The following is a 26,182-nucleotide window of genomic DNA, read 5'->3' on the forward strand; positions in this document are numbered from 1 at the left end:
GTTCTACTCCGTTTGTTACTCGACTAGTGCCAGGATTGGGATGGTTTTTGCCTGCTGCTTTTCTTCCGGCGTGGCGGGACGCATCTGCTCGCGCTCTTTCACAAACATGATGTTGGTATCGCCTGTCATGCTGTTGACGAAGCTGCGGAAACGCTTGCGGACTTCAGGATCGGTCACGGCGGTTTTCCATTCGTCCTGATAGTTGTCCACGACATGCTGCATTTGCGCTTCCAGTTCTGCACCCAGATCCAAATAGTCATTGATGACCACGTCCTTGAGGTAATCCAGTCCGCCTTCCAGGTTGTCGCGCCAGGTGCTGGTGCGTTGCAGGCGGTCGGCAGTGCGGATATAGAACATCAGGAAGCGGTCTATCATGCGGATCAGGTCTTCCTTGCTGAGGTCGCTCGCCAGCAGTTCCGCATGGCGTGGCTTCATGCCGCCATTGCCGCATACATAGAGATTCCAGCCATTCTCGGTGGCGATGACACCAACATCCTTGCCCTGAGCCTCGGCGCATTCGCGCGTGCAACCCGAAACGCCGAACTTGATCTTGTGCGGCGCACGCAGGCCCTTATAGCGGTTCTCCAGCTCTACCGCCAAGCCCACGCTATCGTCCACGCCATAGCGGCACCAGGTCGAGCCCACGCAGCTTTTCACCGTGCGTAGCGACTTGCCGTAGGCATGGCCGGATTCAAAGCCGGCGGCGATCAATTCTTCCCAGATATTGGGCAACTGCTCCACGCGGGCGCCGAACATGTCCACGCGCGCGCCGCCGGTCACCTTGGTATAGAGGCCGTATTTCTTGGCGATATTGCCGATGGCGATTAGGCCATCGGGCGTGACCTCGCCGCCGGGCATGCGCGGCACGACCGAATAGCTGCCGTCCTTCTGGATATTGCCGAGGAAATAGTCGTTGGAATCCTGCAGCGAGGCCAGGTCCTTCTTGAGGATAAAGTCGTTCCAGCAGGAAGCCAGCACGCTGGCGGCCGTGGGTTTGCAGATGTCGCAACCCAGGCCCTTGCCGTGCTTGGCCAATAATTCATCGAATGTCCTGATCTGCTCGACGCGTACGATGTGGTAAAGCTCCTGTCGTGAGTAGGGGAAGTGCTCGCACAAGTGATTGTTGACGGCCATGCCGTGCTTGCGCATCTCGGCCTTCATTACCTGCGTTACCAAGGGCACGCAGCCACCGCAGGCAGTGCCTGCCTTAGTGCAGGCCTTGATCTCGCCTATGCTGCAGGCCCCGGCGGCGACAGCTTCGCCTATCGCACCCTTGCTGACATTATTGCAGGAGCACAGCACGGCGCTGTCGGGCAGGGCATCCACGCCCAGTCCGGGTTTTTCCTTGCCGTCGCTGGCCGGCAGGATCAGGAATTCGGGATTTTCCGGCAGCGGCATGGCATTGAGCGCCATTTGCTGCAATGTGCCGAATTCATCGGCATTGCCGATCAGCACCGCACCCAGCAGAGTCTTGCCGTCTTCGCTGACGACAATCTTCTTGTATATCTGGCGCAGCTCATCGAGATAATGAAAGCTGCGGCAGCCGTGCGTCTTGCCATGGGCATCCCCCACGCTGGCCACATCCACGCCCATGAGCTTGAGCTTGGTGCTCATGTCCGCGCCTTGGAAGGTGGTGGAGTGGTCATCGAACAGATGGGCGCATGCAATGCGGGCCATGTCATAGCCAGGGGCAACCAGGCCGAACATCTCGTCATTCCAGCTGGCACATTCACCAATCGCATAAATATCGTGGTCGCTGGAACGAGAGAAATCATCAATGGCGATGCCGCCACGTGCACCTATCGCCAGGCCGGATTCGCGCGCCAGTTCGTCGCGCGGGCGGATGCCGGCGGAAAAGACGATCATATCGGTTTCCAGCCAGGTTTCGTCGAAGAACACCATGCGGTGGCGTGCGGTGGCACCGTCGACAATGGCGGTGGTATTGCGGCTGGTGTGCACATGCACGCCCAGGCTCTCGATTTTGCTGCGCAAAACCTGACCGCCTGCTTCATCCACCTGCACCGCCATCAGGCGTGGGGCAAATTCCACCACATGGGTGTCCAAGCCCATGTCGCGCAAAGCTTTGGCGCATTCCAGGCCCAGTAGCCCGCCGCCGACCACCACGCCGCTTTTGGCCTGGATGCCTGCGGCCGTCATGGCTTCCAAATCCTCAATGGTGCGGTAAACAAAACAATTTTCACGGTCACGCCCAATCACACCGGGGACGAAGGGCACGGAGCCTGTGGCCAGAACCAATTTGTCATAGGGCAGGCTGGTGCCGTCGCTGAGCGTCACTGTATGCTTGATACGGTCTATGCTGCTGGCCCTGGCATTGAGGCGCAATGTCAGGCCGGGTTTGTCATAAAAGCCTGGCTCTACCAGTGATAGATCTTCTGCGGTGCTGCCGGAGAAGAAGCTGGAGAGGTGCACACGGTCATAGGCCGGGCGGGGCTCTTCGCCCAGCACCGTTACTTCCAGCTTGGCGGCGGCCAGGTCAGGGTGGCGCTTGACCAGTTCCTGGACAAAGTAGTGTCCAACCATGCCGTTGCCAACTACCAGTATGCGAGTGTGTTCATTCATCTTCGTGTTTCCCATGCAATTGAAAGCCATGTCCCAGGACGGTCATGTTTTCAGTTCGTAAGCCATAAACGCAAAACGGCGCCCATCACTTGCCCAGCCACTGCCCTTGGCAGTGCTAAACAAACAATGGACGCCGTTGTCCACAAGAGGATTTCCAGTCGGGAAAACCCCCATGTTAAAAAATCTGCCCGCCGCTACAGGACGAGGTTCAATTCTTATAAAGCAATGTCCGTACCAATTTTATGGATTTTCCGTTCATGGGTCTTTGCAAGGCATTTTCAGCCGAGGCAGATAATCCTGGCGTTGTTGCAGAGTGGTGCATGTGGATGCAGGCAATGTCTTGTTGCACCAAAAAGGTTCTGATGCGCAAAGTTAGTGCAATAGTAAGAAATGTACTCAATGTTGTGCAGGTCTTATGGCATTCGGCAGATGCTTTGCAGTGATTTTTAAGATACTCAAGCGCCCTAAAAATTGTCTGGCGAACCATTCAGGAAATGAACAACAAGTAAATCAATACTAGGTTGATCAGCAGGGAACATACTGCCAGCCATTGCCACTGATGCAGTCCAGCACGGGAAAGTAATGGTGTGCGCTGCATGGGCAGGATGGGGCGGGTTTCACCCAGCTCCAGCGCCAGCAGCATTTCTTCCGCGGTCTCAAAGCGTGATGCCGGGTTACGCGCTATTGCCTTAAGGATGATGTTTTCCAGCCATCCCGGAATATCGGGACGGTAACGTGTGGGTGGCACCGGTTCGCCAAAGCGGGGATGCTGGAATGGTTCGATTTCGCCATAAGGATATTTACGCGTGAGCAGGTGATAGAGCGTGACGCCTGCGGCGTAGAGGTCGCTCTGGACGCTGGCTTCGGCATGCTCAAACAGCTCTGGCGCCATGAAGCTTGGGGTGCCTGGGTTTGGCATCGATTCCTGGCTTGGGATGTGCCCGCTGGAGGCTACTCCCAGGTCGAGGATGCGCAAATGTCCATCCTTGCCCATATGCAGGTTGGCAGGCTTGATATCACGATGCAGCACATGCATCCGGTGCAAGGCCCCGAGTCCGCGCAGCATTTCCTGGCCGATGCGGGCAATGCCGGCGGTGGTGAAATGGTGGCCGTGCTGCAGGCGTTGTTGCAGTGTGGCGCCTTCATGCCAGCTCATGACGTAATAGAGGTAGCCGCGCTTGTCTGCATCCAGCGGCAGCACCTGTGGCAGGTATTGCGAGGTGATGCGTTTGGCAAGCCACTCTTCATTGAGCAGGGCCGAGCAGCTCGGGGCATCGTCTGCCAGCAGTGGTTGCAGGGTTTTCAATACCCATAACTGCTGGCTTTGGGTGTGGCGCACTTTGTACACCAGGCTGGCACGGGATTGATGCAGGATTTCCATGACCTCGAACTGGTCTACCGTATCCCCAACCCTGAGCTTGGCTGGTGGCCGGAGCTGGCGGCTTTCAGCGAGGAAGTCAGTCAGTGTGTCCTCACCAATACTTTCCACATGCACAATAACGGCGCTGGCATTGTCGCTGCCGCCCGCCTGCAGGGCTTCGCGCGTGAGCATGTCGGCCAGGGCCTGCGGTGGGGCATATTGTTGCATCAACTGCTGCATCCTGGCATCTGTCAATGCAGACCAGACACCATCACTCATCAATGCATAGCGGTCACCTGCCTGTAATTGTCCATCTGCGTAATCCACAGTCAGTTGCTGGTCAAGCCCGATGGCGCGCTTGAGAACATGGCGCATATCGGGCCTATCCCAGACATGATCGGTAGTGAGGCATTCCAGCTGGCCCGCACGCAGGCGATACAGCCTGCTGTCCCCGACGTGGGCTGAGTAATAACGCTGGCCACGCAGCACCAGTAGGGTGAGCGTGGTGGCCATGCCTGCCATTTCACGATGCTGCATGCCCTGCGCCAGCACCCAGCGGTTGGCGGCATTGAGTACTTTGTCCAGCGCTGCAGGGATTTCCCAGGTATCTGGCGTGGCATAGTAGTCGGTCAACAGGCTGCGCACTGTCATCTCTGCGGCTTCGCGCCCGCCGGCATTGCCACTCACGCCATCGGCCACGGCGAAAATCGCGCCTTTGAGCTTGAGCGTGCCTCCGGTCGGCGTGACGATACCCGCAAAATCCTCGTTGCGTTCACGCTGCCCGGTGACCGAGCTTGAGCCAGTGGTGAATTCCAGGGCCATGCTGCTTCCTAAATGCGTGCACTGGTGATGGCGGCGGAACCCCAGGTAGTGCGCCAGCGCTTCTTGACCAGGGTAAGGCCGATCAAGGCAATCACAGCCAGGCCGGCAAACATCACCAGGCCGACCTGGTAATTGCCTGTGACTTGCTTGGAGTAGCCCATGCTGGAAGCAAGGTAGAAGCCGCCGATACCGCCCGCCATGCCGATCAGGCCGGTCATGACACCGATTTCCTTGCGGAAGCGTTGCGGCACCAGTTGAAAGACTGCTCCATTGCCCATGCCCAGCGAGATCATCGCGAAGACCACAATGGCCAGGCCTGCCAGTTGCTGGCTGAGGCCGAAGCTGAGGATGAACAGGAACGATGCCGCCAGGACATACATGATGCTGAGCGTGCGGATACCGCCGATGCGGTCGGCCAGGTTGCCGCCTATCGGCCGCACGAATGATCCGGCAAAGACGCAGGCAGCGGTGAAATATCCTGCGTGCACAGGATCCAGGCCGTACTGGTCATTGAAATAGATGGTGAGCGAGGAGGCCAGGCCGACGAAGCCGCCGAAGGTGACGCTGTAAAAGAACATGAACCACCAGGCATCCTTGTCTTGCAATACGGCCAGATATTGGCTCAATGACTTGCCAGCTGGTGGGTTGGGCGCATCCTTGGCGAATAGTACATAAACGACCAGAGCCACGCCAAGCGGGATTAGTGCCAGGCCGAATACATTGTTCCAGCCAAAGGCCAGTGCCAGTCCAGGCGCAAACAGGGCCGCCAGTGCCGTGCCGGAATTGCCTGCACCGGCAATTCCGAGTGCTGTGCCTTGATGTTCAGGCGGATACCAGCGTGAAGCCAGCGGCAATGCCACTGCGAATGAAGCCCCGGCAAAGCCGAGAAATACGCCCAGCAGCAAGGCCTGCTGATAGGAGTGGATGCCATTGAGCCAGGCGACCGCCAGGGCTGCCAGCACGACCAGTTGGCCGATCAGCCCGGCTTTTTTCGGCTGGATCTGGTCAACCAGTACACCCATGACCAAGCGCAGCAGGGCACCGGTCAGCACCGGGGTGGCCACCATCATGCCCTTTTGGGCAGAAGTGAGGTGCAGGTCGCCAGCGATCTGCACCGCCAGCGGACCGAGCAGTACCCAGACCATGAAGCTGAGATCGAAGTAAAGAAAGGCAGAGAACAGCGTTGGTTTGTGGCCTGCCTGCCAGAAGCTTTTTTGCATGATATATCCCTGGATAAGTGATTTTGATGGCGTGGGCCGACAGCGGCCCGTGCGAATCATTGCGCCGTGATGGCCTCGCGTTCATTGGGTTACTGTATATGCTTGGCCCATGGGGCCATGATCTTGATAGCGATGAGTTTTTTCATGATCTTTTCCAATTCTTAACTTACGCTGCGATCGAGACTGATCGCAAAAGACTCTGGCCATGAGCCAGGCGCACCACATCGCCGATGACAATGATGGCCGGACTGCCCATGCCAGCTTGTTGTACTGCCGTAGTCAGTAATGACAATGTGCTGGTGACATGCTGCTGTTGGGGAAGCGAGCCATTCTGGATGGCAGCAGCCGGCGTGTCGGGAGACATGCCGGTTGCCAGGAGTTCTCGCGTGATGGCGGATAAATGCTTCATGCCCATATATATCACCAGGGTAGTGCCGCTTTCCGCCAGGGCTTTCCAGTTCTGTCCGCTTTCACCATCCTGCAGGTGGCCAGTGACAAAGCTCACGCCATGTGCATAGGCGCGGTGCGTTACCGGGATGCCGATCGCAGCGGGTACGGCAATACCGCTGGTGACGCCGGGAATGACTTCCACCTCGATGCCAGCGCTACGCAGCTCCAGCATTTCCTCGCCTCCGCGGCCAAACAGGAATGGATCGCCACCCTTGAGACGGATCACGGTCTGGCCTTGTTCGGCCAGTGCAATCATCATGCGGTTGATGAAGTGTTGCGGCGTAGACTTGCATCCGCCACGTTTGCCCACTTCAATCGCCCGGGCTTGCGGTGCATGTTGCAGGATATCGCGGCTAACAAGATCATCCAGCAATATTACATCTGCCGTCTGCAAGGCCTTGGCGGCTTTGAGTGTAATCAGGTCGGGGTCGCCAGGACCTGCCCCTATCAAATATACTTTTCCGGCCATGTCAGGCTGCCATTTCTGTCAATGTGAGCGAGGTGAGAATGCTGTATTGCATGGTTTGAGCTCCTGGGAATGTATGATCAGAATGTGTACAGCAAGGTTAACCAGACCTTTTCCGTGTCGCGGATACGGCCTGCTGCGTTACTGCCTGGCAGCAAGGTGTAATGATCGCTTTCGGTAAACTTGCCGTATTCCAGCTTGGTCATCAGGTGAGGGTTAACGTTGTAGGTCACGGCGGCATTCCATTCCTTGCCATACTTGTCGCCAAGCCCTCCACCAACCGCATTGAAGCTCTCATCCGACTTGAGTACGTGGTAGTCGGCAAAGAACAGGAAGTCACCCCATTTGTAGGTCGCAGTCACAAAGGTGTCCTTGAGGCCTTCCACCGGTGTGGTCAGGAACTTGTCCACCCAGCCCTGGAACAGGTGGTTGGTGCCAAACGGCGTCTGGAAGGCATACTGGCCGTTGTTGCTTGAAAGCAATTCCTGGTCTGCCCGCAGGGAGAGGTTGCCGTAAGACGCGCCACCGCCCAGTTTGTAGTAGTGTGCATCAATGCGCGAATCGCCTCCCCGGTAATCTGTCTGCTTGGCGTATTCGGCGGTGTAAAGGCCTTTCCAGTCGGGCGTGAAAGGATGCACGCCATCCAGGCGCACGCCCAGAATCTTGTTGCCCTGGTCGGCATCCTGGTTAAGGTTGCCGTTCTTGCCTGCTGCAATGCCGCCATCAGCGGCGGCGTTACCAAACCAGGCCCGGCCATACCCCAGGTCGTCAAAGCTGGACAAATAACCATAGCCCACGAGGGATTCGGTCGGTGAAATACGGTATTTGGCGTTGACGATTTCCAGTGCGCCATCAGAGCGTAGTTTGGTAGTGATTTGCTGTACGCGCTCAATGTGCCCCAAGTAGATTTCCGTGTCCGGCAATGATTTGTTGAGCAGGGTGACGCCATCAAATACCTGCATGACCTGGCGGAACGCGATATCGCCGATAAAGCGCACATTGTCGAGGTTGATCTGCTGACGGCCCAGACGCAGGCGATTGTTCTTGATGCCGGTCCAGTCCACAAACAACTGGTTGATCCCGGTGTAGTCCGGATCCACGATCTTGGCATAATCCAGTCTGTCCGGCTGGTTGGAAACACTGTTGATCAGGCTGCCGTTGGTGCTGTCATTGAAATTGTCCTGGAACTTGCTGACATCAATGATCTGGCCGGTAAAGCTGAAGTTGTGAAAAGGCGCGGTCTGCCAGCCGACCAGGCTGCGCAGGGTGAGGCCGTTGGCATCTTCCAGCGGCCGGCCGGTTGGTGCATTGCCATCCTGTTCCACGTTTTCATAACGCAGGCGGAAGCTGGTGAGGTTCTTCCCGGCTTTGATGGCATCCATGAAGGTGTATTCGGGCAATGCCTCTTCTGCATGAGCCATGGAGATGGAGGCGATAGCCAGCCCGAGCAGGCTGCTGCAACAGACTTGACGCAGGGTGAATCTCGAATTACTTTGCATGTGTTGCTCCTTTTTTTCTGATGAGGGGTAACGTGTTGTACCGGCCCGTCCTGACCGACGGGCCACCTTTTCCTGCTAAATCAACCGTTTTGCTCAAGCCGCCTTTCTGGCATGCCGTTCATACAAAAACTTCAGCACTTCGCTACGCAGATGGTTATAGTGGCTGTCTTCTGCCAGCTCCAACCGCTCGCGAGGGCGTGCCAGTTCTACATCCAGCATTTCACCAATGGTTGCGGCTGGGCCGTTGGTCATCATGACAATGCGGTCTGACAGCAACACAGCTTCGTCCACATCGTGCGTTACCATGACGGCAGTGCAGCCGGACTTGGCCATGATCGCCATCAATTCGTCCTGCAAATGAGCGCGGGTCAAGGCATCCAGCGCGCCAAATGGTTCATCCAGCAGCAGTACCTTGGGTTCCATCGCCAATGCACGGGCGATGCCCACACGCTGCTTCATGCCGCCGGATATTTCGTTGGGCCGCTTGTCGGCGGCATGGGCCAGGCCGACCAGCTCTATGGCAGCCTGCGTACGCTTTTTCAGCTGGATCTTGGTTTCGCTGGCGCTGAAGACACGCTCGACCGCCAAGTAGACGTTTTCACTGCAGGTGAGCCATGGCAGCAGCGAATGGTTCTGGAACACCACGGCGCGCTCGGGACCAGGCCCGGCAATTTCTCGGCCGGCACAGAACAGGTTACCGCTGGTTGGTTGCAAGAGGCCTGCGATCAGGTTGAGCACGGTGGATTTGCCGCAGCCGGAGTGGCCGATAATGGAGATGAATTCGCCTTCTTGGATGCTGAAGTTCACATTTTTCAGCGCTTCAAACGTACCCTTTTTAGTGAAGAAGGTCATGTTCACGTTTTCCAGCTGGACATACTTTTCTTGCAGGATTTTTTCCATGATGGGTCCTTATTCGTAGCTGAATTGGCGGGCGAGTGAGGTGAGTGCAAGTTCCAGCAGCAGGCCGACAATGCCGACTACGAAGATGGCGATGATGATGTGTTCCACATTCAGGTTGTTCCACTCATCCCAGACCCAGAACCCAATGCCGACACCGCCGGTCAGCATTTCGGCCGCCACGATCACCAGCCAGGCGACACCGATGGATAGGCGTACGCCGGTCATCATGTAGGGCAATACGAAGGGAAACAGTATTTTGGTGACGATTTTCCATTCGGACAGGTTGAGCACTTTGGCCACGTTCATGTAATCCTGGGGTACCTTGCTCACACCGACGGCAGTATTGATGATCATGGGCCAAATGGCGGAGATGAAAATCACCCAGATGGCGGCAGGATCAGCAGCCTTGAATACCAATAGGCCTATTGGCAGCCAGGCCAAGGGCGATACCGGGCGCAGAAGGCCGATGATGGGCGCGGCCATGCGTGACATGAACTGGAAGCGGCCGATGATGAATCCCAGCGGAATGCCGATCAGTGCTGCCAGTCCAAATCCCATCCCCACGCGCTCAAGTGAAGCGGCGATATTCCAGCCTATGCCTTGGTCGTTGGGACTGTTGTTGTAAAACGGATCGCTGAACAGCTCTACCGCCGAGTGCCAGGTGGATACCGGACCAGGCAAGTTGGGCGACTGGTGCGATATCAGTGTCCAGATGGCGCCCAGCAACAGCAAGCCGAACATTGGTGGCAGCAGCCACTGGAAAAATATACGTGTTTTTAACGCCACTGCGCTAGGACGGGCTGCCGTAACCAGTTTGGGAGCGGCGCCTGGTTGGGCGGTGGTTTGTTCACTGTTCATGATGGTCTTGATGTCTTCCTTGCTGATACCGATTGCACTCATAATGATTCACCCCGCATCGCAGCTCTTGGATGGCGGCCATGAGCGGGCTGCTGAGCCCTGGGCCGCCGCTGATCAATCAGGCCTTGATCTTGAAGCCGTTGGCATAGGCTTTCGGGTCCTTGCCGTCCCACACTACGCCGTCTATCAGCTTGCTGCTGCGCATGGGGTCACTCGGTACCGAAATGCCCATGGCCTTGGCGGCTTCGGTGTAAATGTCGATACGGTTGACCTTCTTGGCAATCGCCAGGTAATCCGGATCGGTCTTCAGCATGCCCCAGCGCTTGTGCTGAGTGAGGAACCACATGCCGTCCGAGAGGTAAGGGAAGGTCACCTTGCCATCGTTGAAAAACTTCATGTAGTTGGGGTCTTCCCACTTCTTGCCGATACCATTGTCGTAATGGCCGAGGAAGCGGCCTTCGATGACTTCTTCCGGCGCATTGACATAGGCCTTGCCAGCAATCAGCTTGGCAACAGCCGAACGGTTGGCGGTGGCGTCAATGTAGCGGCAGGCTTCCAGAATCGCCTTCGTCATGGCCAGGGCGGTATTCGGGTACTTGGCGACAAACTCGGCGGTGGTACCCAGCACCTTTTCCGGATGATCAGCCCAGATATCCTGGCTAGTGGCGGCGGTGAAGCCGACCTTGTCGTAAATAGCGCGGGCATTCCATGGTTCGCCTACACAGTAGCCGTCCATGTTGCCGATACGCATGTTAGCCACCATTTGCGGGGGAGGCACGACGATGGTTTTTGCGTCCTTGAACGGGTGAATGCCGTAAGTAGCCAGCCAGTAATACAGCCACATGGCATGAGTGCCGGTGGGAAAGGTCTGGGCAAAGGTGAAATCGCGATTTTCATTGTCCAGCAAGCGTTTCAAGGCAGGACCGCTGGTGACGCCCTTGTCCTTGAGCTGGTTGGCTAATGTGATGCCCTGGCCATTATTATTCAGCGTCATTAGCACCGCCATGTCCTTCTGCTGGCCGCCAACCCCCATCTGTACGCCATACACCATGCCGTAGAGGATATGGGCTGCATGCAGCTCGCCATTGACCACTTTGTCGCGTACGCCAGCCCAGGAAGCTTCCTTGGAAGGCGTGATTTTGATGCCATATTTCTTGTCGAAGCCCATCTGGGCTGCCACCACGATAGGAGCACAGTCAGTCAGCGGGATGAAGCCGATCTTGACCTCGGTGATCTCGGGCGCATCTGTTCCTGCAGCCCAGGCGCTGTTGCTGATTTTCTCCGGTACGATGCCCAGCATGGTGGATGCCCACATGACGCTGGCGCTGGCGCGGAAAAAATTGCGGCGCTTGGTGTTGACTGCATTGGTGTCCTGGGTGCTGCCGGAGTGGCTTTTTGCTTCAATGCTCATCGTGTTTCCCCAAATGGATAATCAATTTTTCATGCAATAAAAAAGGCGTCCTGCTGACGAGATCGATCTCATCAAGCAAGGACGCCTTTGTCCGGTGGGCCAACATTGGCCTTTCATTTCTATTTCATGCGATTTTCCGCCATTGGAAAGCCGCGTGGTATTCAATGATTACAACAGCAATTTTGCTGCCTGTATTACTTGTTCGGCCAGTGTGGCCAACCGTATATTCTGTTTCATCGCCATATTGCGTAACATGCTATAGGCTTCATCTTCGGTGATGCCGCGCTGTTTCATGAGTATGCCCTTGGCTTTTTCAACCACCTTGCGTTCGCTGAGCTTGGTGTTTGCGCTGTCCAGTTCAGCCCGCAATGCCTTGAACTCTTCAAACCTGGCAATCGCAGCATCCATCACTGGTTTCAGGCGCTCATTGCTGATGCCACCAACCACATAGGCACTGACGCCAGCCCGTGTTGCCGCCCGAATCTTTTCAGTATCGCCATCGTGGGTAAACATCACGATAGGGCGTGGCGCGCTCTGGTTCATCACAATCAGGTGTTCCAGGGTATCCCGGCTGGGTGAATCTATATCGATAATCACCAGGTCGGGTTGCAGCCGCTTGACGGCATCGTCAAGATTCACCGTATCGTTAAGATGTGCAATTACCTCATATCCAGCCTCGGTGAGAGACTGCTTCAGCGGAGCTGTACGCTCCAAGTGATTATCGACTAGCATGACCCGGAGCATTGCTGACTCAAATTGATGCTTAACTTGCCATCTGATAAGCAATAGATGTGCCAAAAAATTAAAGTATTGAAGAAACCTTTACTGTTCAAAGGGGATAAGAAATGGGGAATAGGGAAAGCTATCAGAAATATAAACTCAGTGATGCACCATTAATGAGCGTTTGTTGTGACGATGTCAGTTTTGAGTGCAGGGATGGATGTTTTATCGTGGGCAGGCTCCATGGAAAATTGCAGGTTGGCCAAACGGGTATAGAGGCCCCCTTGGTGGCGCAGCTCGGCTGGACTGCCAATCTCGACGATGCGGCCTTCTTCCATGACGATAATACGATCGGCGCTTTGCACGGTGGCAAGGCGGTGGGCAATGATCAGGGTAGTGCGGCCCTGCATGGCAGTATTGAGGCCTTGTTGCACCAGGATTTCGGACTCTGCATCCAGCGCGCTGGTGGCTTCATCCAGCAATAGAATGGGGGCATTCTTGAGGATGGCGCGGGCAATGGCAATGCGTTGGCGCTGCCCGCCTGAAATCCGGGTGCCTCGCTCCCCGAGGAAAGTGTCATAACCTTGTGGCAGCTTTTCAATAAACTCATCCGCCAGCGCTGACCTGGCAGCCATCTTCACTTCTGCATCAGTGGCATAGGGTCTCCCGTAGCGGATGTTCTCCATGGCATTGGCCGAGAAAATCACCGGGTCCTGCGGCACAATGGCAATCATGCTCCGCAGTTGCTGCAGGCTGAGCTCGCGGATGTCCTGGTCGTTGATGCGGATATGGCCGAGGCTGATGTCATAAAAGCGCAGCAGGAGTTGGAACAGGGTAGTTTTGCCCGCGCCCGACGGGCCCACCAATGCGACGGTTTCACCTGCCGGGATCAATAGGGAAATATGATCAATTGAAGGCTGCAAAGGCCTGGAAGGATAGTAAAAGCTTACTTCCTCGAAACTGATGGACGCCTGTTCCTGCGGAGTTGGGGTCAGGGGATGTTCTGGCTCATTGATGGCAGATTCTGCGTGTAAAAGTTCCAGCAAGCGCTCTGTGGCGCCTGCTGCGCGCATGATGTCGCCCCACACTTCGGCCATGGTGCTGACGCTGCCTGCCACCATGACGGCATAGAGAATGAAGGAGGCGAGTTGCCCACCGGTCATTTCACCGCTGCCAACTTGGCGTGCCCCTATCCAGAGTACAAAAATAATCGCGCCGCTAATGGCGGCAATGATTACAGCCGTCATCGCGGCGCGTACGCGTACCCGACGGATGGCTGTGCTGAAGCTGATGTCTATGCTCTGGCGGAAACGTGCAATCTCTCGATGTTCCTGGGTATAGGATTGCACGGTGGGCATGGCATTGAGGATTTCACCTGCCATGGCCGAGCTGTCGGCGATTCTATCCTGGGATTCACGCGAAAGTCGTTTGACCGAACGGCCAATCAGCATGATGGGCAGGATCAACAGCAGCATCAATCCCAGATTGAGCGAGAACAGGTAAAAGCTGGTGATAGCCAGCATCACCATGCCGCCTGTGAACTGGAACAGGCTGCGCAAGCCCATGGATGCAGAGCTGCCAACTACCGTCTGGATTAAAGTGGTATCCCCGGTCAGGCGCGAAAGCACCTCGCCGGTTTGCAGGGTTTCAAAGAACTGCGGGGATTGAGTAAGCACCCGCTGATAAACTGCGCTGCGCATATCCGCAGTGACACGCTCACCTACCCAGGAAACAGTGTAATAGCGGCTGGCAACCATGAGTGCCCAGAACCCGGCCAGGCCGAACAGGATGAGAAAGTGGCTGTTCAGATTGGTGCTAGTCGTCAGTGTCCCTGTTTTTTCTGCTGCAGGCTGGCCGAAACCAAAGTCTATGAGGTCGCGAAATGCCAGGGGCACCAACAGCAGGGTGGCAGATGCCAGGCTGAGCAGTACGAAGGCCAGCAGGATCTGCCAGCGGTAAGGGCGCAGCAACGGCCAAAGCTCGCTCAGTAATAACAGGCGTTTTGGCGGGGAAGGTGGGGCTTGCAGGGCAACCTCGGTTTCTGGACTTTGCTTCGATCCAGCTTTGGCAAGCGGATCAAAACAAAGTTTAGTCACAAGGGATTAATTTATCGGCCCTTGCCACTGATGGAACCACGGTTGAAGTCCTTGTCGCCCGGCGGTATGCAGCGGCCAATGCCAAACACACCGCCCTGGGTGCCGCGTGGGCAACCCTGGTTTTCAGGATATTGTTTGGCTACTTTTTCTGCCTCGGCCTTTTTGACCGTATCGATATATTCCCATTTGCCATTCGGGTGCAGCAGGATCTTGTCGCCATCGGCAGTAGTGGTTTCTATACTCTTGCCCTCGGCGGGATCAGCCCAGGCTGGCAATGCGACTGCCAAGCAGGCCAGCAAACTTAAACAGGTTAATTTCATGCTTATCTCTCACTATTTTTGATTTGGTCTGTATGCAAATAGAGCTATTGCACCGGAGTATCTAGCAATAATTGTTCCGATGCCAGAAATTGGTCAATTAAAGCATACCATTCACTTTAGTTTTATACTTGCGGACATTCCTGATTTGTCATCATAAATCCAAAATGAATAAAACCTTGAGTTATCTGGTCTGGTTGTCGATTGCGTTGATTGGAGCTGGTGCCGTTGGCGGTATTGCGCTTCATCGTGGTGAAAGCATCAATGCATTATGGTTCATTGCTGCAGCTGTCTGCGTTTTTGCCATTGCCTATCGTTTTTATGCAGCCTGGATCGCAGCCAAAGTGCTGGTGGTGGACCCCAGCCGGGCGACACCAGCTGAGCGGCTGGATAATGGCAGGGATTATGTGCCCACCAATAAATGGGTGGTATTCGGGCATCATTTTGCCGCCATTGCAGGCCCTGGGCCGCTGGTCGGGCCTACGCTGGCAGCGCAATTCGGTTACCTGCCAGGCACTTTGTGGATATTGGTCGGGGCCGTGCTGGGCGGGGCTGTGCAGGACATGGTCACCCTGTTCCTGTCTACCCGTCGCGATGGCCGTAGCCTGGGCCAGATGGCGCGGGACGAACTAGGCCCGATAGGCGGTGCGGCAGCCCTGATCGGCACGTTTACCATCATGGTGATTCTGATTGCGGTGCTGGGCCTGGTGGTTGTCAATGCCATGAAGCACAGCCCCTGGGCGACTTCGACCGTGGCGGCTACCATTCCGATTGCGATGATTGTCGGTCTTTATATGCGTCACTTCCGCCCTGGTCGTGTGCTGGAGGCTTCGGTGCTGGGGGTGATCCTGTTATTGCTCTCAGTGTTTGGCGGTGGCTGGATAGACCATCATGCCAGCCTGCGCGTGATTTTTGATCATGAAGGCCTGACACTGGCATGGTGGGTGATTGCCTATGGGTTTGCCGCAGCCATCCTGCCGGTCTGGTTATTGCTGGCACCTCGCGATTATCTTTCCACCTTTATGAAACTGGGGACGATCTCCCTTCTGGCGCTTGCTATTATTTTCCTGCAGCCTGAAGTCAAGATGCCTGCGCTGACCCAGTTTATCGACGGCACCGGCCCGATCTTTGGCGGCACGCTGTTCCCGTTTGTCTTCATCACCATCGCGTGCGGTGCCATTTCCGGTTTCCATGCGCTGATTGCTTCCGGCACCTCGCCCAAGTTATTGGCCAATGAAGGTGATATCCGCATGATAGGTTATGGTGCAATGTTGCTGGAATCATTTGTGGCGATTATGGCGATGATTGCTGCAACGGTACTTGAGCCCGGTATATTCTTTGCGATCAACAGCCCGGCAGGAGTGGTGGGCAAAGAGGCTGCCGATGCGGTGGCTACTATTTCTGCCTGGGGATTCCCCGTCACAGTGGAACAGATGGAGATATTGGCGCGAGACATGGGCGAATCCACGTTGTTTGCCCGTACGGGTGGTGCGCCGTCACTGGCAGTCGGCATGGCCAGCATCTTTGGCAGTGCATTCGGCCAGAGCATGCTGGCATTGTGGTATCACTTTGCCATCATGTTCGAGGCGATCTTCATCCTGACCACGCTGGATGCGGGTACCCGCGTGGGGCGCTTCATGTTGCAGGATATGCTGGGGAATTTCTGGCCCAAGCTGGGGCAGACTTCCTGGTATCCCTCCGTGTTGCTGACCAGTGCCATTGTGGTGGCAGGCTGGGGTTATTTCCTTTATATCGGGGTGATAGACCCCAATGGGGGAGTCAATATCCTCTGGCCGCTATTCGGTATTTCCAACCAGATGCTCGCGGCCATTGCGCTGTCGGTGGCTACCGGCATCCTCATCAAGTCCGGGCGCCTCAGGCATGCATGGGTGACTGCTGTGCCATTGGCCTGGCTGGTGCTGATTACCACCACGGCGGCCTGGGAAAAGATCACCAGTCCCGATGTGCGGGTAGGTTTTATCGCTGCGGCCAATGACATGGCGGATAAGCTGGCGGCTGGCTTGCTGTCGCCGGAAAAAGCTGCAGTGGCGCCGCAGCTCATATTCAATCAGCAATTGGATGCATGGCTGACATTATTTTTTGTGGCAGTGCTATGGATAGTGATACTGGATATGCTGCGGGTGAGTTATCGTTATCTGGCTGGCAAGCCGGTACTTCCCAGCACCGAGGCGCTGCATACCACCACCCAGCTTGACCAGGCATGGGTGCGCGACTAATGGTTCGCCAGATCAGAAAACTCCTGGGACGAGCCTGGCAGCTATTGCGTACGCTGTCGGGCGACGATGCCTATGAGCGTTATCTGGGTTTGTATGTACGTCATGGGCATGCCGAGCCACCATTGTCGCGCGAGGAGTTCTTTCGGGCCTGGCAGGAGGAAAAATGGAATGGGGTCAAGCGGTGCTGCTGATATGTTGAACTGCTGAACTTGTGCAGGGGAATACAGGGATTAATCCTTTTATATCACTCCTCCTTCGCGTGATTCGTCACACAGCTTCACGACCATCGCACCTACGTCGCGTACGGCTTGTTCAATGGCGAGTGTCCATAAATGGCTGAAGTTGAGGCGTATAAAGTTTGTTAAGTCTTTTTTACGCGAAAATATGGTGCCCGGTGCCACGGTGATTCCATTATCAATGGCTTGTCGGTAAAGCTTCAGCGCATCTATTCCTTGCGGCAACTGTATCCAGATCACATAGCCGCCCCTGGGTATCGAGAGAATGGTGCCTGGTGGAAAGCTTTCCTCTATCACGTTGCGGATCAATATATATTGCGAACGCAAGGTGTGGCGCAACTGTTTGAGGTGTTGCTCATAGCTGTCACGCTGCATGAACTTGGCAATGGCGATCTGGGGAGCGGAAGGTAGGGAAAGACTATTGAGGAACATCAATCTTTCCACTACCTCGCGATAGCGTCCGGCGACGGTCCAGCCTACACGGTAGCCTGGTGCCAGGGATTTGGAAAAAGAAGAGCAATGTAGTACCAGGCCGTACTGATCGAAAGCCTTGGCTGGTTTTGGCGCTTTTTCGCAGAAATACAGCTCCTGATAGACGTCATCTTCTATCAGCGGAATTTTCTGTTCCGCCAGGAACTTCACCAATGCCTGTTTTTTCTCGTCCGGCATCACAAAACCCAGAGGATTCTGGAAATTGGTGGTGAGAATCACCGCGGCAATGCGAACGTTATCGGCGGTGGCGCGCAATGCATCGAGATCAATGCCTGAGTGCGGATCGGTGCGCAGTTCGGCGACTTTCATCCCCAGCCGCTCCACAGTATGCGCCAGCGCATAGTAGCCCGGGGCTTCCAGTGCAATGGTGTCGCCAGCTTTTGCTACTGCCTGCAGGCAGAGCGTGATGGCCTCAGTGGCGCCATGGGTGATCACGATATCATCGGGCGAGATGTCCATGCCGTTTTCCAGGTAGCGCCTGGCAATCTGCTGGCGCAGCATTTCATTACCCGGCGGCAAGTCGCTCAGGACGCCCCATTCGCCTTCATCGCCGGTCAGGGCTTTTTCATATTGGTGGATTTTCTTGAGTGGGAACAGCTGCGGATCAGGGAAGGGCGAGCCCAGAGGTACAGTACCAAACTCGCGTATGGATTTCAGCGTGGTGAGCACCAGGTTGCTGGCATCTACCTCGGATAGATTGATATCCTTGGCCAGCGGGGATCCGCGTTTCTGCAACCGCTTCCTGGGGGTTACGTAGTAACCGGATTGCGGGTGGCTGCTGATGACGCCTTCTTGTTCCAGCAGCAGATAGGCGCGCAATACAGTGCTGATGCTGAGCGAATATTTCTGGCTGGCCTGGCGTACGGAAAAGATTTTATCGCCAGGGCGCAATACGCCTTCATCTATCATCGCACGGATGCGTGCAGCAAACGAGACGTAAAGCTTCATGGTGGCCGGGCAATCGCAATCACTTGTTCTGAACGAATGCCATTGTACTCCAGCCGCCATGCGGCGCGGGAAGCTGTGCTCTAATTACTGCGTTTGCAGGGCACTGGAAATTTCTTGTCCACTGGGGGTCAGGGCGGCTACCAGGCGTTCTTTTTCAGTACTGACGGTGACCAGGTCCTGTTCGCCGAGAGCAGTCATCAGGCGTTGCAAGGTGCTCATGCGCAACCCCAGGCGTTTGCAGATTACAGCCAGTGACATCACTGTGCGTCCCCGATCATGCTCGGCATGCAGCAACTCCAGAATGCCAAGCATCAGGACAGCGCTGCTATCCAGCCCGCTGGTTTCAGGTTGGAAATCCGCTTCTTGGTAATGGGCATTATCAAGCAGCACGGGGCACCTGCTTTTCTGCCACTTTCTCGATAATCACCGGGATCGATTTCGAAGTCGGGGTATGCGAGTCATCTGCCACGCTTTCCAGCGGCACCAAGTTGTTGGTTTCAGGATAGTAACCGCTGAGGCAACCTTGCGGAATGTCATAGGACACTACCAGGAAGTTATCGGCGCGGCGGGTAATGCCATCCTGCCAGACACTGACCAGGTTGATCCAGTCACCAGCCTTGAGTCCCATGCGCTTGATATCCTCAGGATTCATGAACACCACGCGGCGCTGGCCGAATACACCGCGGTAACGGTCATCCATGCCATAGATGGTGGTGTTGTACTGGTCGTGCGAACGTGTGGTCATGAGTACAAACAGCTTGTCGCCAAACTTCTCGCGTGCCTGGTGGATAGGCGAGTTGCGCGGTATTTCCTGCACGGTGAATTCGGCTTTGCCAGATGGGGTCAACCAGATACGATGACTGGAGGGCACTGGCATACGGAATCCGCCTGGCTGCTTGATGCGTTCGTTGTAATCCTTGAATGCCTCAGGCATTGTCTGCTCAATGACATCACGAATCTTGCTGTAATCCTTGATGTATTCCAGCCATGGTGTCTTGCTGTTCTTGAGTGTGGCATGTGCCAGACGGGCCACGATGGCAGGCTCTGACAGCAGGTGCATGGAGGCAGGCTTGTTCATGCCATACGAGATATGCACCATGCTCATGGAGTCTTCAACGGTCACGCCTTGTGGGCCGGTTTCCTGGGTGTCGATTTCGGTACGTCCCAGGCAAGGCAGTATCAGGGCTTCGGTGCCGTGTACCAGGTGGCTGCGGTTGAGTTTTGTAGTCACGTGGGCAGTTAGCGTGCAGCTGCGCAGGCCATCCCAGGTGCGGTCTGTATCAGGTGTGGCGATGGAGAAATTGCCGCCCAGGCCGAAAAACACCTTTACCTTGCCGTCTATCATGGCTTGGATGGCAGCGACGGCATCGTAACCAGGGGCTTTGGGCACCTTGATATCAAATACTTGCTCCAGGCTGGAGAGGAATTTCTCCGGCATCTTTTCGTAAATGCCCACGGTACGGTTGCCTTGCACATTGCTGTGACCACGCACTGGGCATAGGCCTGCACCTTCTTTGCCGATATTGCCGCGCAACAGCATCAGGTTGACCAGTGTCTTGATGGTGGCAACGCCGTGCTTGTGCTGGGTGATTCCCATGCCCCAGGTCGAGATGACTCGGTTGCCGGCGACATAAATGCGCGAGATTTGCTCAATCTGCGCCATTGATACGCCGGATTCTTCCAGGATGGCGTCCCAGCTTTCATTGCGTGCGTCTTCGGCAATCTGCTCGAAGCCGTTGGTGTGCTGCTGGATAAATTCCATATCCACCACGCGCTCGGCGCCATTCTTGATGGCTTCATCATCCCATTGGATGACAAACTTGATCATCCCCTTGATGAGGGCCAAGTCGCCACCTAGCTTGGGTTGGATGAACATGTCGCTGATCTTCGAACCCTTGAATGACAGCATGTCCAGTGGGCTTTGCGGATCTGCAAAGCGTTCCAGGCCGCGTTCCTTCAAGGGGTTGATGGCCACGATGCGGGCACCGCGCTTGGCAGCTTCACGCAACTCACCCAGCATGCGCGGATGGTTGGTCGCAGGGTTCTGGCCAAAAATCAGCAGGGTGTCTGCATGTTCAAAGTCGTGCAAGGTGACCGAACCCTTGCCTATGCCTACGGTAGGGGGCAATGCCATGCTGGTGGACTCGTGGCAGAGGTTGGAGCAGTCCGGAAAATTGTTGGTGCCGAACTCGCGGCCAAACAATTGGTAGAGAAAAGCCGCTTCGTTGCTGGCGCGGCCTGAGGTATAGAATGCCGCCTGGTCGGGATGGTCCAATGCATTGAGATGCTGGGCGATCAGGTCAAATGCCTGGTCCCAGGTGACTTCTTCATATTTATCGGTAACGCTGTTGTAGCGCATGGGGTGGGTCAGGCGGCCTTCGCCTTCCAGTGCAAAATCGCTCCACTCCATCAGTTCAGTGACAGTATGTTTGGCAAAGAAGGCAGGAGGAACGCGTTTGGCAGTTGCTTCTGCCGCTACAGCCTTGACACCATTTTCGCAAAACTCAAACGTCGATGTGTGCTCCTTGTCTGGCCAGGCACAACCTGGGCAGTCAAAACCATCGGGCTGGTTTTGTGATAGAAGCGTGACGATGCCCTTGACCGGAATCTTCTGTAGCGCCAGCTGGGCAGCCACTTGTTTCAGTGCGCCCCAGCCTGCTGCGGGATGGTGATAGGGTTTGATCGAGCCTTGATGTTCCGACATGGTCCTTGCTAATCCTGAATGTTTGGCGCGCTGTGATGGACAATCACGCCAGTGAAAGACAATTTGTGATTAGTACATGGTAAGGGCAGGGATTGGTGTAAACCAGATACAGAAGCGAGGATATTTTTAGAGTACAGTTTGGGACTTAATCATCGTGTATACCCCAAATTTAAAGGGGTATACCGTGACTTTACTGACTAGGAGTTGCCAGGTTCAAGCCTGGCTGGTGGAGGGCTTGCGACTGCTTGCAATAAACAGCCAGATGCCGGCGATGATCATGGGTAAACTCAGCCACTGCCCCATACTCAAGCCCAGCGAGAGCAAACCAAGGAAATCGTCAGGCTGGCGTGTAAACTCGACCAGGAAGCGGAAGCTGCCGTAACCAATGAGGAATAATGCAGAAACTGTACCCCTTGCACGCGGCTTGCTGGAATACCACCACAGCAGGATGAACAGCACAATGCCCTCCAGCAGGAATTCATAAAGCTGAGAAGGGTGACGCGCAATATTGTCCACCTGAGGGAACACCATGGCCCAAGGCCCATCGCTGGGGCGGCCCCATAACTCGCCGTTGATGAAGTTTCCCATGCGGCCTGCTCCCAGACCTACAGGAACCAGTGGCGCTACAAAATCCATGATGCCGAAGAAAGTGAGCTGGCGCCTTTTAGCAAAGATCAACATGGCGACTAATACGCCTATGAAGCCGCCATGGAAGGACATGCCGCCCTGCCAGAGGAACAAGATCTCAAGAGGGTGTTGCAGATAGTAGTCATGCTGATAAAACAAGGCATAGCCAACCCTGCCACCTATGATCACGCCCAAGGCACCGTAGAACAGTGCATCATCCAGCATCTTGGGAGACCAGCCCCACCATTCCTGGTGGGCAATGCGCCAGCGGCCCAGCCAGAGGAAAGCCAGGAAGCCGGTGAGGTACATGAGGCCATACCAGTGAATGCCTAAAGGCCCCAGGTGGATGGCCACCGGATCAAATTGCGGATGAACAAGCATTGGGATTGACCCTTAGATTGGAGTAAAATCTGGTAATTATACGTTCAGTTTAGGGTTTTTATGCCTCAATATCGATCCAGAACCTCCACCCATGGCCGCAACATGGCAGGCGCACGCGCGCTCTGGCGCGCCACTGGGATGAAGGAAGATGACTTCAGCAAGCCAATTATTGCCATCGCTAACTCATTTACCCAGTTTGTGCCGGGCCATGTGCATTTGAAGGACTTGGGACAAATGGTGGCACGTGAAATTGAGCGTGCCGGAGGGGTTGCCAAGGAGTTCAATACGATTGCCGTGGATGACGGCATCGCCATGGGCCATAGCGGCATGCTCTATAGCCTGCCCAGCCGTGACCTCATTGCCGACAGCGTGGAATATATGGTGAATGCTCACTGTGCGGATGCATTGGTGTGTATTTCCAACTGCGACAAGATCACCCCCGGCATGCTGATGGCTGCCCTGCGGCTGAATATCCCCGTGGTCTTCGTGTCTGGCGGCCCCATGGAAGCAGGCAAGGTCAACTGGCAAGGCAATATTCACAAGCTGGATCTGGTGGATGCCATGGTGGCTGCTGCAGATAGCAATGTGTCTGATGAAGAGTCTGAAGCGATAGAGCGTTCTGCTTGCCCAACCTGCGGTTCCTGCTCTGGCATGTTTACTGCCAACTCGATGAACTGCCTGACCGAGGCCTTGGGCCTGAGCCTGCCTGGCAATGGTTCCACATTGGCAACCCATGCAGCACGTAAGGAACTGTTTCTCAAGGCTGGCCGCCTGATCGTGGAAATCACCAAGCGTTATTACGAGCAGGATGATGAAAGCGTGCTGCCACGCAATATTGCCAACCTGCATGCATTCGAGAATGCCATGAGCCTGGATGTGGCCATGGGTGGTTCTACCAATACTGTGCTGCACTTGCTGGCAGCGGCGCATGAAGCCCAGGTGGATTTCACCATGGCAGATATCGATCGGATTTCCCGCGGCGTACCTTGTGTTTGCAAGGTGGCACCCGCCACCGCCAAGTATCACATGGAGGATGTTCACCGTGCTGGTGGTGTCATGGGGATATTGAGCGAATTGAGCCGCGCTGGACTCATCCACAGAAGCAGTCCTACCGTGCACAGCCCAACACTGGGTGACGCGCTGGATAAATGGGACATCACCACCACCGAGGACGAGGAGGTGAAAAAGTTCTTCCGTGCAGCTCCTGGCGGTATTTCAACCACGATTGCATTCAGCCAGTCCATGCTCTGGCCTGGGCTTGATACTGATCGTGCCGAGGGTTGCATCCGCGATAAAGAGCATGCTTATTCGCAAGATGGCGGCCTGGCTGTGCTTTATGGCAACATTGCTCAAGATGGCTGCATCGTCAAGACCGCAGGTGTGGATGACAGCATACTCAAGTTCACTGGGCGCGCACGTATCTTTGAAAGCCAGGATGCTGCAGTGGAGGGCATTCTCGCGGATAAGATCGTGGCAGGGGATATTGTCATTATTCGTTATGAAGGTCCGCGAGGCGGTCCTGGCATGCAGGAAATGCTTTATCCTACGAGCTACCTCAAGTCCAAGGGACTGGGCAAGGCATGCGCATTGCTGACCGATGGTCGTTTCTCTGGTGGCACTTCCGGCCTCAGTATTGGCCATGCTTCACCCGAAGCTGCCGAAGGCGGTGCCATTGGCCTTGTGGAAGAAAATGACACAGTGGAGATCGATATTCCGAACCGGAAGATACATCTGGCTGTCACTGATGAAGTGCTGGCACATCGCCGTGCTGCAATGGAAGCCCGCGGCAAGGATGCATGGAAGCCTGTGAATCGCCAGCGCGTGGTGTCTCCAGCCTTGCGCGCTTATGCTGCCATGAGCACTTCTGCCGCCAAAGGAGCGGTGCGCGACGTCAGCCAGATCGAAAAATAATAATAAGAATTCATTAATTTAATTAATAAGAGCTTATGCAATCAATATATGAATTGAATGCCCGGTACGGGGTCGGGCATAAAATCCAATTCTCTTCAGACCTGAATGGACTGGTAACACTAGACATTGAAAATCCACATGCCACTGCCAAGGTGGCCTTGCAGGGTGGCCATGTCATGCAGTGGAATCCTCGTCATGCCGAAGCCCCTGTCTTGTGGTTGTCCGACCAGGCAAGATTTGTTTCCGGGCGTTCGATCCGTGGCGGGGTGCCTGTATGCTGGCCATGGTTTGGCCCGCATCCCACAGATGAAACATTGTGTCCCCATGGTTTTGCCCGTGTGGTGCCGTGGGAGATGGTGGATGCCAGAGTGGAGGACAACAATACGACCAGCTTGTTGCTGCGACTGGCAGAGAGCAGGCAGGTTGAAAAGCAGTGGCCCTATTTGTGCGATCTCATATTGACGATCAATATCGGTCCTGTATTGAAAATGGAGCTTGCTACTACCAATAATGGTGATGTGCCATTTGCGATCGGTGAGGCTTTGCACACCTATTTCCAGGTCAGCGACATCGAGGTAGTGAAAATTACTGGCCTGGACCATACTGAGTATGAGGACAAGGTTGAGGATTATGTGCTCAAGCGCCAGCTGGGCGACATCAGCTTCAGTGATGAAGTCGATAGGGTTTATCTGAATACTGAATCCACATGTGTAGTTGAAGATCCAGGTTTGAGGCGCAAGATCATCATTGAAAAATCCGGAAGCCATTCTACCGTGGTGTGGACCCCATGGGAGCGCAAGGCGGCGGAAATTGGAGATCTTGGCAGCCATTCTGGCTGGAGACAGATGGTCTGCGTCGAATCTTCCAACGTCAGGGAAAATGCTGTGACTGTAGCGCCTGGTGCAACGCATGTGCTCAGTGTGCAGTACAGCACAGAGGCGCTCTAAGGCCAGGGGGTATTTGACTGGCTGTCAGAGCTGCTGCTTCATGAGGTTGTATTTGTGTGCTACGTTTGATGTGCAAGTCAACGTTGATCTGCCTGAGACGTTCTTACCGTTTATTCAGCATGAACAACAGTGACAAGCCAAGGAGAAATATATGAAATTGGTAATGCGTATCCTGGGCGTGGTGTTAGGGCTTACTATTGCTGGGCAGGCTTCGGCTGCCGATGCCAAGGTGGCTGAGGCACTGGCACAGAAAAGCGGATGCCTGGCTTGCCATACGGTAGCTAACAAGGTGATAGGGCCGGCCTATCGAGATGTGGCTGCCAAGTACCGGGGTGAAAGCACTGCAGAGGCCAAGTTGATTGCCAAGGTCAAGGCCGGAGGCAAGGGAGTATGGGGGCCAATACCAATGCCTCCGAACAGTCCGCAGATCAGTGATGATGATATTAAGACCATAGTGCAGTGGATACTGACTTTGTAATCGCAATGACTGTGATAAACCAGCCTGATGGCTTAGCTTGTATTGGAACCGATCGTATTGGTAGTCGCTGGGCACTTTAATTTACCAACTAGCAACTGATTGATCGAAGCTGGCATGCGTCAAATCATGTTTTTGATATACCAGCTTTATTGTTTGTGTTACCAAACACGATAGTGTTTGATCGGTCTGATGACCCTCCACGCTTTTTCTATAGGTTAAGTGCCGCCTTCTCACCAGGCACAGGTCCAGTGCTGGAACATCACTACCATACACATGCCGGGACTCCTTCTGGACATTAGGGCTTACCGAGTTGATCCGGGGCGGCCACAGTTTAATTCGACGGCACTCTCTCTAATGAATCCGTCAATAGACGAATTAACAATTAACGGTTGTAAAGCTGGCATCACCGACATGTGGGTCGTGCCTCAAGCGACCACTTCAGTGTGATTGCTCCTATACCTTTCAGGAAATGTTGGCCAATCAGTGTGCGGTCGACTTTTGTCCCATCAATTTTTCATCCAG

At 55.1% G+C, this 26,182-nt stretch carries 20 protein-coding genes; 5 read left to right on the forward strand and 15 right to left on the reverse strand.

Going from position 1 to position 26,182, the window contains the following annotated elements:
- Positions 1-15: 15 nt before the first annotated feature.
- The 11 genes from nirB to LG200_RS00250 all read right to left on the reverse strand — a co-directional run bounded on the left by nirB (position 16) and on the right by LG200_RS00250 (position 14,702).
- Positions 16-2,580: a nitrite reductase large subunit NirB gene (nirB, locus tag LG200_RS00200; protein WP_226755592.1), complete on the reverse strand. Its 2,565-nt coding sequence runs from the start codon at positions 2,578-2,580 to the stop codon at positions 16-18.
- Between the two features lie 487 nt (positions 2,581-3,067).
- Complete coding sequence (locus LG200_RS00205) at positions 3,068-4,762, reverse strand: bifunctional protein-serine/threonine kinase/phosphatase (RefSeq protein WP_226755593.1); 1,695 nt, start codon at positions 4,760-4,762, stop codon at positions 3,068-3,070.
- A gap of 8 nt (positions 4,763-4,770) precedes the next feature.
- Positions 4,771-5,982, reverse strand: coding sequence for a nitrate/nitrite transporter (locus LG200_RS00210; RefSeq protein ID WP_226755594.1), 1,212 nt, complete (start codon positions 5,980-5,982; stop codon positions 4,771-4,773).
- A 166-nt stretch (positions 5,983-6,148) separates the two neighbouring features.
- A complete protein-coding gene (gene cobA, locus LG200_RS00215; protein ID WP_226755595.1) occupies positions 6,149-6,901 on the reverse strand; it encodes a uroporphyrinogen-III C-methyltransferase in 753 nt (250 codons plus the stop codon).
- Positions 6,902-6,978: 77 nt separating this feature from the next.
- A complete protein-coding gene (locus LG200_RS00220; protein WP_226755596.1) occupies positions 6,979-8,397 on the reverse strand; it encodes an alginate export family protein in 1,419 nt (472 codons plus the stop codon).
- Positions 8,398-8,490: 93 nt separating this feature from the next.
- Positions 8,491-9,297 carry an ABC transporter ATP-binding protein gene (locus tag LG200_RS00225; RefSeq protein WP_226755597.1) on the reverse strand — a complete coding sequence of 269 codons (807 nt, stop codon included), beginning with the start codon at positions 9,295-9,297 and terminating at the stop codon, positions 8,491-8,493.
- Positions 9,298-9,306: 9 nt separating this feature from the next.
- Positions 9,307-10,197, reverse strand: a complete 891-nt coding sequence (gene ntrB / locus LG200_RS00230) for a nitrate ABC transporter permease (RefSeq protein WP_226755598.1) — start codon at positions 10,195-10,197, stop codon at positions 9,307-9,309.
- A 76-nt stretch (positions 10,198-10,273) separates the two neighbouring features.
- Complete coding sequence (locus tag LG200_RS00235; protein WP_226755599.1) at positions 10,274-11,566, reverse strand: CmpA/NrtA family ABC transporter substrate-binding protein; 1,293 nt, start codon at positions 11,564-11,566, stop codon at positions 10,274-10,276.
- A 168-nt stretch (positions 11,567-11,734) separates the two neighbouring features.
- On the reverse strand, positions 11,735-12,298 hold the full coding sequence (locus tag LG200_RS00240; protein ID WP_319004517.1) for an ANTAR domain-containing response regulator: 564 nt from the start codon (positions 12,296-12,298) through the stop codon (positions 11,735-11,737).
- Between the two features lie 161 nt (positions 12,299-12,459).
- A complete protein-coding gene (locus tag LG200_RS00245) occupies positions 12,460-14,313 on the reverse strand; it encodes an ABC transporter transmembrane domain-containing protein (protein ID WP_226757261.1) in 1,854 nt (617 codons plus the stop codon).
- An 80-nt stretch (positions 14,314-14,393) separates the two neighbouring features.
- The gene (locus LG200_RS00250) at positions 14,394-14,702 is read right to left on the reverse strand and encodes a hypothetical protein (RefSeq protein WP_226755601.1); all 309 of its coding nucleotides are present in this window, start codon (positions 14,700-14,702) and stop codon (positions 14,394-14,396) included.
- Between the two features lie 164 nt (positions 14,703-14,866).
- On the opposite strand from LG200_RS00250, the gene LG200_RS00255 reads away from it, so the two are divergent.
- Together LG200_RS00255 and LG200_RS00260 are read left to right on the forward strand one after the other, a co-directional pair.
- Positions 14,867-16,936, forward strand: a complete 2,070-nt coding sequence (locus tag LG200_RS00255) for a carbon starvation CstA family protein (RefSeq protein WP_226755602.1) — start codon at positions 14,867-14,869, stop codon at positions 16,934-16,936.
- On the forward strand, positions 16,936-17,127 hold the full coding sequence (locus tag LG200_RS00260; protein WP_226755603.1) for a YbdD/YjiX family protein: 192 nt from the start codon (positions 16,936-16,938) through the stop codon (positions 17,125-17,127). The genes LG200_RS00255 and LG200_RS00260 overlap by 1 nt, the downstream gene beginning before the upstream one ends.
- A 48-nt stretch (positions 17,128-17,175) precedes the next feature.
- Here LG200_RS00260 and LG200_RS00265 read toward each other — a convergent pair whose 3' ends face one another.
- The 4 genes from LG200_RS00265 to lgt all read right to left on the reverse strand — a co-directional run bounded on the left by LG200_RS00265 (position 17,176) and on the right by lgt (position 22,324).
- Positions 17,176-18,612, reverse strand: coding sequence for an aminotransferase-like domain-containing protein (locus LG200_RS00265; RefSeq protein WP_226755604.1), 1,437 nt, complete (start codon positions 18,610-18,612; stop codon positions 17,176-17,178).
- Positions 18,613-18,696: 84 nt separating this feature from the next.
- A complete protein-coding gene (locus tag LG200_RS00270; RefSeq protein WP_226755605.1) occupies positions 18,697-19,002 on the reverse strand; it encodes a hypothetical protein in 306 nt (101 codons plus the stop codon).
- Positions 18,992-21,316, reverse strand: a complete 2,325-nt coding sequence (locus LG200_RS00275; protein WP_226755606.1) for an FdhF/YdeP family oxidoreductase — start codon at positions 21,314-21,316, stop codon at positions 18,992-18,994. The genes LG200_RS00270 and LG200_RS00275 overlap by 11 nt, the downstream gene beginning before the upstream one ends.
- A gap of 213 nt (positions 21,317-21,529) precedes the next feature.
- Positions 21,530-22,324, reverse strand: coding sequence for a prolipoprotein diacylglyceryl transferase (gene lgt, locus LG200_RS00280; RefSeq protein WP_226755607.1), 795 nt, complete (start codon positions 22,322-22,324; stop codon positions 21,530-21,532).
- Positions 22,325-22,384: 60 nt separating this feature from the next.
- Here lgt and ilvD point away from each other — a divergent pair, with 60 nt between their 5' ends.
- The 3 genes from ilvD to LG200_RS00295 all read left to right on the forward strand — a co-directional run bounded on the left by ilvD (position 22,385) and on the right by LG200_RS00295 (position 25,660).
- Positions 22,385-24,235: a dihydroxy-acid dehydratase gene (ilvD, locus tag LG200_RS00285; RefSeq protein ID WP_226755608.1), complete on the forward strand. Its 1,851-nt coding sequence runs from the start codon at positions 22,385-22,387 to the stop codon at positions 24,233-24,235.
- A 35-nt stretch (positions 24,236-24,270) separates the two neighbouring features.
- Positions 24,271-25,182, forward strand: coding sequence for a D-hexose-6-phosphate mutarotase (locus LG200_RS00290; RefSeq protein ID WP_226755609.1), 912 nt, complete (start codon positions 24,271-24,273; stop codon positions 25,180-25,182).
- A 151-nt stretch (positions 25,183-25,333) separates the two neighbouring features.
- A complete protein-coding gene (locus tag LG200_RS00295) occupies positions 25,334-25,660 on the forward strand; it encodes a c-type cytochrome (protein ID WP_226755610.1) in 327 nt (108 codons plus the stop codon).
- Positions 25,661-26,182 lie beyond the last annotated feature (522 nt).

It is taken from the genome of Methylobacillus caricis (assembly GCF_020532705.1).
In the GTDB taxonomy this organism is placed as follows: domain Bacteria; phylum Pseudomonadota; class Gammaproteobacteria; order Burkholderiales; family Methylophilaceae; genus Methylobacillus; species Methylobacillus caricis.